Below are 14,626 nucleotides of genomic sequence, written 5' to 3'. Positions count from 1 at the left end.
GGTTCACTCTCCTGGGGTTTGGGTTGGCTGTGACGGCGAGCGCACGATCCATTCGTGCGCGGGGTCGTTTGCGAAGACCCAATTGCGACGCGGTCCTGCCATGACGTTCAAATAGTAGAGATTATAGCCGTGCGGCGCCCCGACCGGATGATAGCCGCGCGGCACCATGACGACGTCACCGTCCTCCACCGCAATTGTCTCATCAATTGAGCGATCGTCGGTGTAGACGCGCTGGAATGCGAAGCCCTGCTGCGGCGACAGCCGGTGGTAATAAGTCTCCTCGAGGAAGGTTTCCTCTGGATAGACGTCACGATCATGCTTGTGCGGCGGATAGCTCGACCAATGACCGCCGGGGGTGATTACCTCGACCACGAGCAGGCTCTCGGCTTCGGCCTTGTCATCGAGAATATTGCGTACGAAGCGCGTGTTCGTGCCCTGTCCCCGCGTCTCAAGGCCGACATCCTCTGGACATATGACGCGTGGGCGACCTTTCCCCGTGCCGGGTGCAGTGCAAATAGCGATCTCGGCGACGCCATCCGCCTCGATCCTGTAGGGCGTTCCAGCCGGCACATAGACCGAGGTGGCCGGACCGTCGAAAACGTCCGCCCGCTCACCGACATTGTTGAAGCGCTCATTGCCGCAGATGACGTCGATCGTGCCCGAGAGAATGACGAGGCAAGCCTCCCGGCCATGCTCGATCCCGTCATAGGCCTGGCCGGCCATAAGCCTTACGACCCGAAAGCCGACATAGCGCCAACCCGCGCTCTGCGGCGTGATGTCAAGCACGACGCCGCTGGCGTCGGGCGTCTTGCTGCGGACGCGCAAGCTCATATGACCAGCTCGGCATCGCGGGCGAGACGCTTGAGCGTATCGAGGCCCAGCTGCTGGTAGGTGCGAGGATTCGCGATCGCAGGATCCTGCTCCGCCTCGATGACGATCCAGCCCGTGTAATCCACCCCCGCAAGTGCGCGCATGAACGGCGCAAAATCATAATCGCCATCGCCCGGCGTCGTGAACATGCCGCCGATCACGCCGTCGAGAAAGCTGCTGCCGTTCGCGAGGAACGCCTTGTGCCGGGCGGCCCGCACGTCCTTGCAGTGGATGTGGTTCACGCGTTCCAGTCGCTCGTGCACGATTGTGACCGGATCGATTCCACCGCAGAATGCGTGGCCGGTGTCGAGTACCAGCCCGACATGGTCGCCGGTCACCTCGAAGAAGCGGCGGAGTTCGGCGGCGCTCTCGACGACGGTGCCGCAATGATGGTGATAGGCGAAGCACAAGCCCTGTCCGTTGACATAGGCCGCTACCGCGTCCAGCCGCTGGCCGAAACGCACCCACGCATCGTCGGCAAGCTGCGGGTGCGTGTCGAGCCGGCTCGATCGGTCGCCGTGCACCGCGTTCGAAGTTTCGGCGAGGATGAACACGTTCGATCCCATCGCTTCGAGGAGCGCCAGATGATCCGTCATCGCTTCGATCTCGGCGTCGGCGTCGCGAACGAGAAGGTTGGACGAGTACCATCCGCCGACGATGTCCAGACCGTAACCGGCCATGATCGGCTTCAGCGTGGCAGGGTCGCGGGGAAATTTGTTGCCGAGCTCGACGCCATCGAAGCCGATCTCCTTCACATCGGTCAGTAGCGCGTCGAGCGTCGTGTCGCCCCCCAGCTCGGGCAAGTCGTCATTGGCCCAGGCGATCGGGCTGGCGCCCCAGCGGATCGTCATCACGATTGTTCCTTCTTCATTATTTCGTAGCGGGCCCGGGCGATGGCGACCTCATCGCGGATGGAGACCTCGGGCACCGCGACGTCCCACCAATGGCCGCCGGCCTGGGTCGTGATCCTCGGATCGGTGTCGATCACGATGACATAGCTCTTCGGCGAAGCGGCGGCGCGCGCGAGCGCCTTCTCCAGATCAAAAATGCCGGCGACCTTCTCCGCCGTCGCGCCCAGACTGCGGGCATGGGCGGCAAAGTCGATCGCAGGCAGCGTTTCGTGCCGCGTATCGGCGAGCAGATTGTTGAAGGGCCGCCCGCCGGTCGCCTGCTGCAACCGGTTGATGCAGCCATAGCCACGGTTGTCGAGCAGCACGACGGTGATCTTCAACCCCAGCATGACCGAGGTCGCCAGTTCCGAATTGAGCATCAGATAGCTGCCGTCGCCGACCATCACGACCACGTCGCGCGCCGGATCGGCCATCTTCACGCCCAGCCCGCCAGCGATCTCGTAACCCATGCATGAAAAGCCGTATTCGACATGATAGCCGCCTGGCCGGTGCGTGCGCCACAATTTGTGCAGTTCGCCAGGCAGTCCGCCCGCCGCGCAGACGACGACGGTGTCGGTGCTGGCCTGCCGCCAAACCGCGGCGATGACCTGCGCGTCGGACGTCAGCGCGTGGGAGGGAGTCGTCGCCGCCTCGGCCGCAACGTTCCACTCCAACACTGCAATGGCATTGGCTTCCCGCCATGCCACCGGCACCTGCCAGTCGCCGAGTTTCTCCGTTAACGTCTCGATCACCGCACGCGCGTCGCCCACGACGCCTTGCCCATGATGCTTCGCCGCGTCGTGCGAGGTGACGTTGACCTGAAACAGCGCGCCGCCGAACAGAGTGCGCGATCCGGTGGTGAAGTCCTGCAACCGCGTGCCGATGCCGATCACCAGGTCCGCCGCCGCTGCGGCGCGGTTGGCCGCACTGGTGCCAGTGACACCGATCGCGCCGAGTGCCTCGGGCTGGTCCCACACCAGCGCACCCTTGCCGGCCTGGGTTTCTGCGACGGGTATGCCAGTCGCGTGCGCGAAAGCTGCCAGCGCCTCTTCGCCGCGTGAATAGAGCACGCCGCCGCCGGCGATGATCAGCGGACGTTCTGCCGCGCGGATCGCGTCGACCAGCGCAGCGAGTTCCCCCTCGTCCGGGCGGGGTCGCCGCCGCCGCCATACCTTCCGCGCGAAAAAGCTCTCTGGCCAATCATAAGCCTCTGCCTGCACGTCCTGACAGAGTGCCAGCGTCACCGGACCCGTGCTGGCGGGATCGGTCAGCACGGTCATTGCGCGTGGCGCGGCGTCCAGGATTTGCTCGGGCCGGCTGATCCGGTCGAAGTAGCGGCTGACCGGGCGAAAGCAGTCGTTGGCGCTGACCGTGCCGTCGCCGAAATCTTCGATCTGTTGCAATACCGGATCGGGGCGGCGGCTGGCGTAGACGTCGCCGGGCAGGAACAGCACCGGCAGCCGGTTGACGTGCGCCAGGGCGGCTGCGGTCACCATGTTGGTGGCGCCCGGCCCGATCGAGGTGGTGCAGGCCATCGCGCGTTCGCGCCGGTTGGCCTTGGCGAACGCGATGGCGGCATGCGCCATCCCCTGCTCGTTGTGCGCGCGAAAGGTTGGCAACGCGTCGCCCACGCCGGCAAGGGCTTCGCCCATACCCGCCACGTTGCCATGACCGAAAATCGCCCAAACGCCACCGAAGAATGGCACCTCGCCCCCGTCCGTGGCGACATGTTGCGCCGCCATCCAGCGCACCAGCGCCTGCGCGGTTGTCAGTCGGATCGTCGCCGCGCTCATGCCGCCTGCCTTTCGCGTACCGCGCGCCAACCATCGACCAGGATGGAGAAGTTCGCCGCCATCGCCTCCACCGCGCCTTCGTCGTCGATCGTACCCTCCAGCCAGTTCGCCGCCGGCTCGGCCCAGATCGTGCGGCCTACCGCGAACCCCTTCACCATCGGGCTGGTCGCCGCGGCGGCGAAGCTGGTCAGCAGTTCGTCCTGCGTGGCGGCCAGCCCCAACAGCACGATGCCACGGCAATAGGGATCGTGCTCGTGGATCACCGCCTCCACCGCGGTCCAGGCCGCCGGTTCGACGGCGGGCTCCAGTTTCCACCAGTCGGGATACACGCCCAGCCCATAGAAATGCCCAACCAGCCTCGCCATCGTGTCGGTGGCGACCGGGCCGTGCTTGGACGCGATCACCTCCAACAGCAATTCGTGCCGGGTCTGGCGGCATGCTTCGAACAAGTGCAGGATCTGGCGATCCTGGGCCTCGCGCAGAGCGGCGTCGTCGTCAGGGTGGTAGAAGACCAGGCATTTGACGACATGGTCGAGCGGCCAGTCGGCGAGGATTGTCGCCGCTTCGCGTCCGCCCTCGAACTGCAGCGGGCGCGAGCCAGGCAGTTCGATCGGACGGCCAACCCAATAGGGCGTGTCCGCTGCCGCTTCCAGCGCGCGCGCGCCATAGCGCCCGTCCACCAGCAGGCCGTAGCCGTGGTGGTCGCGCGCCACCCGCTCCAGCGCGCGCAGCGCCAGTTCCTTGAAGCGGGGTATGTGGTCGAGATTGCCAGTGCCCAGCGTCGCGACCAATTCGTCGAACTGGCTGCGATGGTCGATCGCGAGCACGGTCAGGTCGACATATTCGGGATGGCGGTTAGTAGACCAGTGCGCCTGTTCCAGCGCGGCGCTGTCACGCAGGCGGAGCGGCCAGTTGTCGTGCGCGAGGAACATCTGCAATTCCTGCCAGCTTGGTTCCGCCGGCGCGCAGCCGTGACGCGACACGACGATCGCCCCACAGGCATTGGCATAGGTACAGCAGGTTTCGATCGGCTCGCCGCGCAGCCAGCCGCGCAGGAACCCGGCCATGAAGGCGTCGCCCGCGCCCAGCACGTTGAACACTTCGATTGCGAAGCCGCGCCCGACGACGCCGTCGCCCAGCCGGCCGGGGATCGCATCCGGGAAAGCGACGCAGCCGTCGGCACCGCGCTTGCACACCAGCAGCGCCGCGCTTTTTGCGCGGATCGCGCCCAGTGCGGCCATTGTGTCGGTCGTCCCGCCGAGGATGTGCACCTCCTCTTCGGTTCCCACGATCAGATCGCACAGCGGCAGCACGCGCTGGAGCGCGGCAGTGACATCCGCGTCGGCGACGAAGCGGTCCTCGCCATTGTCCTTGCCGGCCAGGCCCCACAGCACCGGGCGATAGTCGATATCGAACACGACGCGACCGCCCGCTGCCTTCACCGCCTTCGCCGCCTTCACGCTCGCGGCGAATACATCGGGACGCGACAGGTGCGTGCCATTGATGAGCAGCGCGCCTGCCGAGCCAACGAAAGCCTCGTCGATGTCCGCCTCGCACAGCGCCATGTCGGCGCAATTCTCGCGATAGAAGATGAGCGGAAAGGTGTCGGGATCGCGGATGCCGAGGATGACGAGCGCTGTCAGGCGGTCGGGGTCGCTGACCACGCCAGTGACGTCCACACCTTCGCGTTCCAGCTCCTCGCGGATGAAGCGTCCCATGTGATCGGCACCGACGCGGGTGATGAGTCCGGTCCTGAGGCCCAGCCGCGCGGCGCCGACCGCGGTGTTCGTGGGACTGCCGCCGACATATTTGGCGAACGAGCCCATGTCCTCCAGCCGTCCGCCAACCTGTTCCCCGTAGAGATCGACGCTGGACCGCCCCAGCGTGATGATATCCAGAGATTTGATCGCGGCCGCCCTGTCGCTCAATTGTCGTCTCCCCCGTGTCGCGCCCCGCCCGCGACGATATCGGCCACCAGCCCGCGGCTACGGAATTGCAGCGACAGGCGCTCGGCGTCGGCCAGCAACTGGACGAGGCAGACGAATGCAACATCGTTGGTCGGATCTGCCCAGAACCAGCACCCCGCCGCGCCATCCCAGAAATAGGTGTCGCGTCCCAGCCGCACGTCGGCCGCAACAGGATCGGTAACGGCCACCCCATTATAGGCAAATTCATAGCCCGGCCGCAGGACGTGCGGCGCGGTGCCATAGGCGCCGGTCAGCAGCGCCGGCGGCGTGTGGCTGCGCGTCATCTCCGTCACCGCCTCCGGGCTCAAAATCCGCGCGCCGTCCAGTTCGCCGCAGTTCAGCAGCATTCGGGCGAGGCGCAGATAGTCGCCTGCCGTCGAGACCAGCCCCCCGCCCCCCGATGCGAAGGCAGGGATGCGGTCATAGGGAAGGATGAGCGCGTTTGCCGGAATATGTGCCATATTGTCGTAAGGCATCGGACCTTCGGCGCTCGCCTCCAGCAAGGTGTCGCCTGGCAGCACGTACAGGCTGGCGAAGCGGTCGCGCTTCGATGCCGGCACGACGAAATCGGTATCGACCATCCCGAGCGGCGTGAAGATTCGCTCGATCATGAAGTCGCGCAACGTCATGCCGCTCAACCGCTCGACAAGGGCGCCCTGCACGTCCATGGCGACGCCATAACACCACCCCGTGCCAGGATCGAAGGCAAGCGGCGCGCGGGCGAGCCGCGTGAGATAGTCGGCGAGCGGCAAGTCATGGGGGACGATCGGTACGCCCGCCGCACGAAAGGCACGGTCCACCGGCTCGTCGCTGAACCCGTAGGTGAAACCGGCGCGGTGGGTCATCACATGTTCGATCAGCACCGGCGTCGCGGGGGGCGAGAGTATCGGCATGCCGCCGGCGTCCACCCCGCGCAGTACCTCCAACCCGGCGAGTTCGGGGAGATGGTCGGAGAGCCGGTCTTCAGGCGCCCAGCGCCCTTCCTGACGCAGGATCATCATTGCGACCGCCATGACTGGCTTGGTCATCGAGAATAGCCGGAAAATCGTGTCCGTCCGCATTGGGGTGCCGGTGGCGACATCCTGCCACCCGATTACCGACGCGTGGGCCAGCCCGCCGCGATGCCACGCCATCGTTACCGCGCCACTGAGCAGCCCGCGATCGACCACGTCGCGGATCATCGCATCGATCGGCGCCCAGCCTCCTGCGCCGCCGTCCGACGACATGTCGGGATCCAATTGTTTCGTGGCTATTTGCATAACGGCGTCCATATCGGAATGTTATTTCTATTTCATAATTTATTGGAATTAATAATGCAACACATGGTTGGGCCGCGCCTTGCGTTTATCGGACGATCCGAATGAGGATAGCGCACACGCCCGCCAGCGCAGCGACTGCCGCCCCGAAAAAAAACAACGCCGGGTAGCCGCCGCCTTCGATGATCGACGCGGCGATCACAGGGGAGATGACTCCGGGTGCTGATCCAGCCGCCAGAAGGATGCCGAGGTCGCGGCCGGCGGTCTCTGGAGCGGGCAGGACCAATATGGCCAACTTCAGGTCAAGTACGAAATAGGCGCCGAAGGTCAGCCCGATGCCGAGAGCGAAAACGAGCATTACTGGCCAGTTCGGGCTGGCCGCTGGCAGCATGGTGACGATCGCGGCGCCGAACGAAGCGAGTGCGACGACAAGCGCAGTGCGACGAATCCGGTCAGCGAAATATCCCGATCCTAGCGTGACCACCAGCCAGGTGACCGTCATCACGCTCAGCAGGATGCTGACGCCCGTGGCGGCGTTGCCAAAGGGTGTCTTCGCCGCCCCAACATAGTCTTGTACAATGTAAAACATGTACCCGCTGACGGAGAAATAGCACAGAAACATCAGAAAGCGCGACGCCAGTGCCAAGGCGAAATTGCGGTCCCGCACGCTGGAGAATTGCGCCAGTAAGGTAATCAGTGACATGGGCTGCCGGGGCGGGACGGACATGTCGACCGACGGTCCCTCGGGCTCCAGCAACACCAGCGCCCAGGTCAGGATCGTGAAGGGGATCGCCAGAAGGATGTAACCGACCAGCACGTTCGACGCGAACGCCGCCAGGTTGACCCCGCAGAATATCCCGACCGGAGCGCCGAGGCCGACCGCGGCGGAGGCAAAACCGAGTTCGTTTTCCGGGATGCGATCGGGCAGCGCGGCCAGAAGGACCGACTGGTAATAATTCAGCGCGAACCACAGCAGCGGCATCGCCACCGCGAGAAGCGTGACCGAACCGGCGATGCCCATGACCGGCATCAGGATCACGCCCGCGAGCCACGAGAGCACCAGCGACGGTGTCCGCCGTCCCCAGCGCGACCGCGTGCGATCCGACACGGCACCCCCTGCGAAGAGCGCGATGACCGTGGTGACCGAGGCAAGCGTAGCCAGAAGGGCCATCGTTGACACCTTCGCATCGGGCGCCAGCCGCTGCACAACGGGCGGCAACAGAATGTTCTGCACGCCCTGGAACAGGGTGATGAGTGATGAATAGGCGAGGAAGAGCAAAATCGCCAACCGCCGCGTCTTCGAGGGCAGCACCTTCGGCTGCCGCGTCGGAGCGGCGAATCCGATCTTTTCGGTCATCGCATTTTTCCTCTCTACCCCCGGATACGAGAATTGAAACTTCTGTCAATGGATGATATAGAATATCAATTCCATAAGGAAGGAGGCCTGAAGGCATATTTTAAGAAGGAACCCTCTTCACAATGAATCGCTTCGTGGCTACGATTGCGGAATATTCATTCTATTTTAGGAGCGGGCATGAATGGTATTGCAGTCATCGGTGCCGGCCGGATCGGGCACATCCACGCCGGTAACGCTGCGCGCAACGCACGGCTGTCGCTGAAATATGTCGTCGACCCGTATAGCGATGCTGCTGGGCTGGCGAAGTTGCACGCGGCGGGGGTCGCCGACGTGGAGCAGGTCTGGGCCGATCCCGAAATCGTCGGCGTCGTAATCGCAAGCTCGACCGACACGCACCTCGACTATACGCTCGCCGCAGTCCGGGCGGGAAAGCATGTATTCTGCGAAAAGCCGCTCGATCAGGACGTTGGTCGCGCATTGGGAGCATTGAAGGAACTAGAGGCCGTCGGGACGAAAGTGCTGCTCGGCTTCAATCGCCGCTTTGACCCGAACTTCTCCAGCCTGCGCGCGCAGCTGTCACAAGGCGCGGTCGGCGCGCTGGAGACGCTCCATATCATCAGCCATGATCCCGCGCCGCCGCCGCCGGCCTACATCAAGACGTCAGGTGGCATCTTCAAGGATATGTCGATCCACGATTTCGACATGGCGCGCTGGCTGCTGGACGACGAGATCGAGAGCGTCTTTGCCTCCGCCTCTGTACTGGTGGACCCGGAGATCGGCGCGGCTGGCGACTTTGACAGCGCCAAGATCATACTGCGTACCATTACTGGCAAGCTGTGCGTTATCTCTAACAGCCGACGCAGCGGCTATGGCTATGACCAGCGAATCGAAGCCTTCGGGTCGAAGGGGCTGATCCGCGCCGACAATGTGCTCGAGACGACCGTACAAAGCTGGACCGAGCCAGGCGCCAAGAGCGCGCCATTCGAGAACTTTTTCCTCGACCGCTACGCCGACGCCTATCGGATCGAGATGGAGCACTTCGCCGATGTGGTGGAAGGCAAGGCGGCGCCGCTGGCGGACCAGAACGACGGCGTCGGCGCGCTGGTTTTGGCGCAGGCAGCAGAACGGTCCGCGCGCACCGGCGGCGTGGTCACACTTGTAACCGGGGGCGATCAATGAGCGCCGCCAAAGGGCATTTCCCGGGCGTCCCCTTTCCGCTGGCGGCGTCGAGCGAGATGCTGTTTGTCGATCTGCCACCGCTGGAGCGTGTGCGCCGGATCGACGTGGCCGGATTCCTGGGGGAAATCTGGGACTGGACGCGCCACGATATCGACGCGCTGGCGACGAGTGGCGCTACCTTCTCATCGATGACCGACTATGTCCGTGGCCGATTTGCCGATCGCGAGGGCGCCGACGAGCTTCTGGCAACGGCGGGTGAATCCGTCGCGGTCGTGAAACGGCTTGGCGTGCCGCGGCTCAACCTGCACGGCACCGGACTGGGTGGGACGGTCTGTCGTTGCGACCGGCGACCGAATTGACGGGCGCTATGTGGCTGCCGGCGGGCGACACGCTGCGCCGCCTCGCCGATCTTGGCGAAGAAGAGTGGCTCACCTTCGTGCTGGAGAATCTGAACGCCCCCCTAGATCATCCCGGGGTTCCGTTCGACAAGGCATCCGAATGCCTGAATCTGATCGCTTCGATCGAACGCCCCTCGCTTCGCCTGATGCCGGCCCTTTATCACGCGCAGATTGGCGAGGGGAATTTTATCGAGCTTTGCCGCCAGGTGCTGTCCTATATCGGCGAGATCAACTATTCCAACACCGCGCGCGCACTAGCCACGATGGGGTATGATGGTCCTGTGGGCTTGGAGGCCTGGGCATCGGGCGATCTCGCCGCCACGCTCGACTGCTTTCCTGCGGCGTTCACCGTTGTCTAGGGGCCACGCACCGCCGCCCTTGCCATGGTCGCCCGCGCGGCCGAGCGGTCATCCGGCACGTCTGAAGCATATAAAGCGATGATGAAATGCTTGTTCTGGGATCTCTTTCATGGTCATTAGGAATGTAATGCAAATGACGCCCAAGCCGCCCGAGGATCTGGAAAGCTTCCTCCTGACCATACGCGAGCGCTATGACGCACTCAGCGACCGCTTGCAGCGCATCGCCCGGCATATCTTGGACGAGCCCAACGATCTCGCGTTCGAGACGCTGGCGGTCGTGGCCGAACGTAGCAATGTCCAGCCTTCCGCGATCGTGCGGTTCGCACAGGCGTTCGGCTTTGCCGGCGCCAGCCCCATGCAACGGCTGATCCGCGACGGACTGCTACAGCAGGATCATTCGCTGGGCTATGCCGAGCGGATCCGGCAGCATCGTTATGCCGCGCCGGGCGAGGAGGAGGGGCCGCGGGAGTTGCTGTCCGAATTCGTCAGGGGCAACATTCTCGCACTGGAGAATCTGAACCATTCGGTGGGAATGCGCGAACTGACCGAGGCGATCGACCTGATCGAAAAAGCCGACACGGTTTATGTGACCGGCTTTCGACGCTCCTTCCCCGTCGCCAGCTATCTCACCTACATGCTGGCGCAAGCCGACAAGCGGACCGTTCTTGTCGATGGCGTCGGCGGCCTTCACCTGCAGCAGACCCGCGGATTGCGGGACGGAGACGTCCTGGTGGCAATTAGCTATGCCCCGTACAGTGCGGAAACGATCGCTCTCGTCGAGGCGTTCGCGGGTCAAGGTGCGGTGATCGCCATCACCGACAGCGTCATCGGCGCCATCGCGAAGGAGGGTGCGCTGGTATTACAGGTTCGCGAGTCCGAGGTCCGCGGCTTCCGTTCGTTGGCGGCATCAATGTGCCTCGCGCAGTCCCTTGCGATCGGGCTTGCCAGCCGCAAGATTTCACGCGCCACCTCCTAGCCGCGCCACGGCGGTTGCGGCAGGGCTCGCGAATCTAGGCCGGTGCGGCGACGTCGATGCAGAGCTGGGCGCGCATCTCGCCGGTCACGATGTGGCGACCGGGTCGTAGGCGGAACGGTCTCATCGGGTTCGACTATCGCTAGACCACCAGCTTGAAAGGCTTCGCCGCCATCGATGCAAAGGCTCGCTAGCTGCGGCGAGGCCCGCGACGAATTCAATCTCGCGCGGATAGGCGTGGATCGCCAGGCGAGGCTTGGGGCACGACCTCCGCCGCAGCGGGGAGGCAGAGCAGGAAAAGCACAAGTGGCGCAGTCCAGCGGATCATGGTTGGGGCACCATGGCCGGCTCGAGCAAGGCTTCCTGGTCACGTCGATAACGCAGGACCTGAAAGCCCAACGGGTTGATCAGCCGGTCCTCCATCGACATGGGCGCATCGATAAAGCGATAGCGGACGATCGAGACCCATGCATCGCGCGGTCCTTCCATCTGGCCCTGGTCTTTGCGCTCGGTTTCGAACCGGACCTGGGCCGTGCCGGGCCCAAGCGGCGAGACGCTCTTGATATGCACGGCCAACACACTGGTACGCGGGTAGCGCTGGAACGGGCTTGCCGGGTTGGAGGCGGGCATCATGGCAAGATAGTCGCTGCGCGCGCGCTCTGAAGACCACAAGCCTACCTTGCGATAGTCTGCTTCGATGCTGGTGATGTCGAACCCTTCGCGCGCGACCACATATTGCGCGAGCAGTGATTTGGTGAGCGCCTCGTCCGGCGCCAGGGTCTGACGGCCGTCGCCCTTGAGCAATTGGACATAGCCAGTCGTCCGATCGACCAGCAGCGTATAGGGGACGATGGTCTTGAGCGGCATCATCAGCGCGATGGCAACCACCGCGAAAAAGGCGACTGCACAGGCCAGGCCAGCGACCAGCCAGGCCATGCGCCGCGACCGACGCAGCCCTTCCTGGCTATCATCGGCCCAGCTGACGGCGCGGGCGGCGTTCCACCGCTCTTCGAAGCTGACGCCCGATGCGGTGCCGCGCGTCATTCTCGATTGCGCTGTGGCCACGCAGGATCCTGTCGGCACGAAGCTTTGGTCACGTCGGTCAGCCGCCCTGCTTTCGCCAACGGCGCGGCCCCGCATGATAATCGCCCGCAACAGCGACCAACTGCCCGTTCGCGCGTTTGGGGTGGATCGGTCATTCCCGCGCGCCTGGGAATGCGCCTTCACATGAGACCGGAGACATCATTCCATGGCCAAGACACCGACACGCGCGCCAAAGCCCAATGGCGGCGAGACTCACCAGACCGCGGAAGCAGGCGCGGAGGTGACGGCGGTCCTGACGACCAATCACGGCGTGCCGGTCAGCGACAATCAGAACAGCCTCAAGTCCGGCGCGCGGGGTCCGACGCTGCTCGAAGATTTCGTGCTACGCGAAAAGATATTCCACTTCGACCATGAACGTATCCCCGAGCGGATCGTCCATGCCCGCGGCTCCGGCGCGCATGGCGTGTTCGAAGCGACCGCCGACATTTCGGACCTGTCACGCGCGGCGGTGTTCGCCAAGGGCGAGAAAACCGAGGTTTTCGTTCGCTTTTCAACCGTTGCGGGCGGTGCGGGATCGGTCGACACACCGCGCGACGTGCGCGGCTTCGCGGTCAAATTCTATACGCGAGAAGGCAATTGGGATCTTGTCGGCAACAATATTCCTGTCTTCTTCATCCAGGACGCTTTGAAGTTCCCCGACCTCGTCCATGCCGTGAAGATGGAGGCCGACCGTGGCTATCCGCAGGCCGGGTCGGCGCACGACACCTTCTGGGACTGGGCGTCGCTGATGCCAGAGACGACCCATATGCTGATGTGGGCGATGTCCGACCGCACTTTGCCGCGCTCATTGCGCATGATGGAAGGCTTTGGCGTCCACACCTTCAAGCTGGTCAACGCTCAGGGCAAGGCGAGTTTCGTCAAGTTCCACTGGAAGCCAAGGCTGGGCTTGCAGTCGACCATCTGGGACGAGGCGCTGAAGCTTCAGGCCGCCGACAATGACTATCACCGCCGCGACCTGTTCGAAGCCATCGACAGCGGCGACTTCCCGCAGTGGGACCTTGGCATTCAGCTGTTCGATCAGGCTTTCGCCGAAGCGCAACCCTATGACGTGCTCGACGCAACCAAGCTCATCCCCGAAGACGACGTGCCGGTGCGCCTGATCGGAACGCTGACGCTCAACCGCAATGTCGGCAATTTCTTCGCCGAGACCGAACAGGTCGCGTTTTTGCCGTCGAATGTCCCGCCGGGCATCGATTTTTCGAACGATCCGCTGCTGCAGGGGCGGCTATTCTCCTATCTCGACACGCAAAATTCCCGCCTGGGCACGACCAACTTCCATCAAATTCCCGTGAACGCACCCCGCTGCCCGTTTGGCAATTTCCAGCGCGACGGCAAGATGCAGACAATGGTCCCCAAGGGTCGCGCCAATTACGAGCCTAACAGCCTTGCCGCCCATGGTGAGGAAGGCGGGCCACGCGAAAGCCATGATGCCGGCTTTGTAACGGCAAACGCCGCGACCGGTGCCGACGAAGCGGGCGACAAGCTGCGCATTCGGTCGGAGACGTTCGCCGATCACTACAGCCAGGCGCGGCTGTTCTACCGCTCCCAGACCGAAAATGAACAGGCGCACATCGCCTCGTCATTCGTATTCGAACTCTCCAAGGTCGGATTGCTGGACCAGGTGCCCGGTCGCATGGTCGCCAACCTGCGCAACGTCGACGAAGAACTGGCCAAGCGCGTTGCCGCCGGCCTGAATATCCCCCTGCCCGAAAAGGCGCCGGCCGCGAAGGAGCCTGTCGACATGGCGCCGTCCGATGCGCTGTCGATCCATAAAAATATGAAGTCGACGCTCGAAGGGCGTGCTGTCGGCATATTGATCGCCGATGGCACCGACGCCGCCGCGCTCAATTCAGTGGTTGCGGCCGTGAAAAAGGCCAAGGGCAAGCCCGTGATCGTCGCGCCGAAGGTCGGCGGAGCGACACTGTCGGACGGGTCGCTGCAAAAGGCCGACGGCCAACTGGCTGGATCGCCGAGCCAGCTATTCGACGCTGTCGCCATTATCCTGTCCGAGAACGGCTGCGCGGCGCTGATCAACGAGGGGGCTGCGGTCGAGTTCGTCATGAATGCGTTCGGGCATCTTAAAGCCATCGGCGCCAGCGACGCGGGTAAGCCGCTGCTCGACAAGGCCGGGGTCGTACCCGACGAGGGCGTGACTGGCCTCGATGGCAAGTTCGTGAAGGCGGCGAGCCAGCGCTTCTACGCCCGCGAACCGGCAGTGCGCATGCTTGCATGACGATGAACATCGGTTGAAGCCCTTGGACGACGAACCGCGTCACTAATTGGAAACGGGCGCGCGATCCAAAAAATGGCGCGCCCAGTCCTTGCCGGTGTCCGGGGCGACATGGCCTGCTTCCATGAATGTCGGGCAGCCTACCTGCATGAATGCTGGTAATCAGCTTGCGATAAGTTGCAAGGTTTGACAGACTAGTTAGGTTGATTCGAAGATAAGTATGCCGCGATAAATCGCGGTCGAATTTAGA

At 63.8% G+C, this 14,626-nt stretch carries 12 protein-coding genes; 5 read left to right on the top strand and 7 right to left on the bottom strand.

The window, feature by feature from the left end:
- Positions 1 to 3: 3 nt before the first annotated feature.
- The 6 genes from iolB to WG908_RS02710 form a co-directional block, all read right to left on the bottom strand.
- Entirely contained in the window at positions 4 to 831 is an 828-nt protein-coding gene (gene iolB, locus WG908_RS02735; RefSeq protein ID WP_340185038.1) for a 5-deoxy-glucuronate isomerase, read from the bottom strand.
- Entirely contained in the window at positions 828 to 1,721 is an 894-nt protein-coding gene (iolE, locus tag WG908_RS02730) for a myo-inosose-2 dehydratase (RefSeq protein ID WP_340185037.1), read from the bottom strand. The genes iolB and iolE overlap by 4 nt, the downstream gene beginning before the upstream one ends.
- Positions 1,721 to 3,553 (bottom strand): 3D-(3,5/4)-trihydroxycyclohexane-1,2-dione acylhydrolase (decyclizing), encoded by a 1,833-nt coding sequence (iolD, locus tag WG908_RS02725; protein ID WP_340185036.1) that lies wholly within the window; start codon positions 3,551 to 3,553, stop codon positions 1,721 to 1,723. Before iolD ends, iolE begins: the two co-directional genes overlap by 1 nt.
- A complete protein-coding gene (locus WG908_RS02720) occupies positions 3,550 to 5,481 on the bottom strand; it encodes a bifunctional 5-dehydro-2-deoxygluconokinase/5-dehydro-2-deoxyphosphogluconate aldolase (RefSeq protein ID WP_340185035.1) in 1,932 nt (643 codons plus the stop codon). Before WG908_RS02720 ends, iolD begins: the two co-directional genes overlap by 4 nt.
- A complete protein-coding gene (locus WG908_RS02715) occupies positions 5,478 to 6,746 on the bottom strand; it encodes a serine hydrolase domain-containing protein (protein WP_340185034.1) in 1,269 nt (422 codons plus the stop codon). The genes WG908_RS02720 and WG908_RS02715 overlap by 4 nt, the downstream gene beginning before the upstream one ends.
- Positions 6,747 to 6,864: 118 nt before the next feature.
- Positions 6,865 to 8,133: an MFS transporter gene (locus tag WG908_RS02710; protein ID WP_340185033.1), complete on the bottom strand. Its 1,269-nt coding sequence runs from the start codon at positions 8,131 to 8,133 to the stop codon at positions 6,865 to 6,867.
- 177 nt (positions 8,134 to 8,310) lie between these two features.
- Between WG908_RS02710 and iolG the strand changes: the two genes are divergently transcribed.
- From iolG to WG908_RS02690, 4 genes are all read left to right on the top strand, one after another.
- On the top strand, positions 8,311 to 9,312 hold the full coding sequence (gene iolG, locus WG908_RS02705) for an inositol 2-dehydrogenase (RefSeq protein ID WP_340185032.1): 1,002 nt from the start codon (positions 8,311 to 8,313) through the stop codon (positions 9,310 to 9,312).
- The gene (locus WG908_RS02700; protein WP_340185031.1) at positions 9,309 to 9,671 is read left to right on the top strand and encodes a hydroxypyruvate isomerase family protein; all 363 of its coding nucleotides are present in this window, start codon (positions 9,309 to 9,311) and stop codon (positions 9,669 to 9,671) included. Before iolG ends, WG908_RS02700 begins: the two co-directional genes overlap by 4 nt.
- 8 nt (positions 9,672 to 9,679) lie before the next feature.
- Entirely contained in the window at positions 9,680 to 10,069 is a 390-nt protein-coding gene (locus tag WG908_RS02695) for a hydroxypyruvate isomerase family protein (protein ID WP_340185030.1), read from the top strand.
- 109 nt (positions 10,070 to 10,178) lie between these two features.
- Entirely contained in the window at positions 10,179 to 11,045 is an 867-nt protein-coding gene (locus WG908_RS02690) for a MurR/RpiR family transcriptional regulator (protein ID WP_340185029.1), read from the top strand.
- A 321-nt stretch (positions 11,046 to 11,366) separates the two neighbouring features.
- On the opposite strand, the gene WG908_RS02685 is transcribed toward WG908_RS02690, so the two are convergent.
- Positions 11,367 to 12,107, bottom strand: coding sequence for a VirB8 family type IV secretion system protein (locus WG908_RS02685; protein ID WP_340185028.1), 741 nt, complete (start codon positions 12,105 to 12,107; stop codon positions 11,367 to 11,369).
- 184 nt (positions 12,108 to 12,291) lie between these two features.
- On the opposite strand from WG908_RS02685, the gene WG908_RS02680 reads away from it, so the two are divergent.
- Positions 12,292 to 14,379, top strand: coding sequence for a catalase (locus WG908_RS02680; protein ID WP_340185027.1), 2,088 nt, complete (start codon positions 12,292 to 12,294; stop codon positions 14,377 to 14,379).
- Positions 14,380 to 14,626 lie beyond the last annotated feature (247 nt).

It is taken from the genome of Sphingobium anseongense, from assembly GCF_037725245.1.
GTDB lineage: Bacteria > Pseudomonadota > Alphaproteobacteria > Sphingomonadales > Sphingomonadaceae > Sphingobium.
This window is presented reverse-complemented; position numbering and strand designations above follow the sequence as displayed.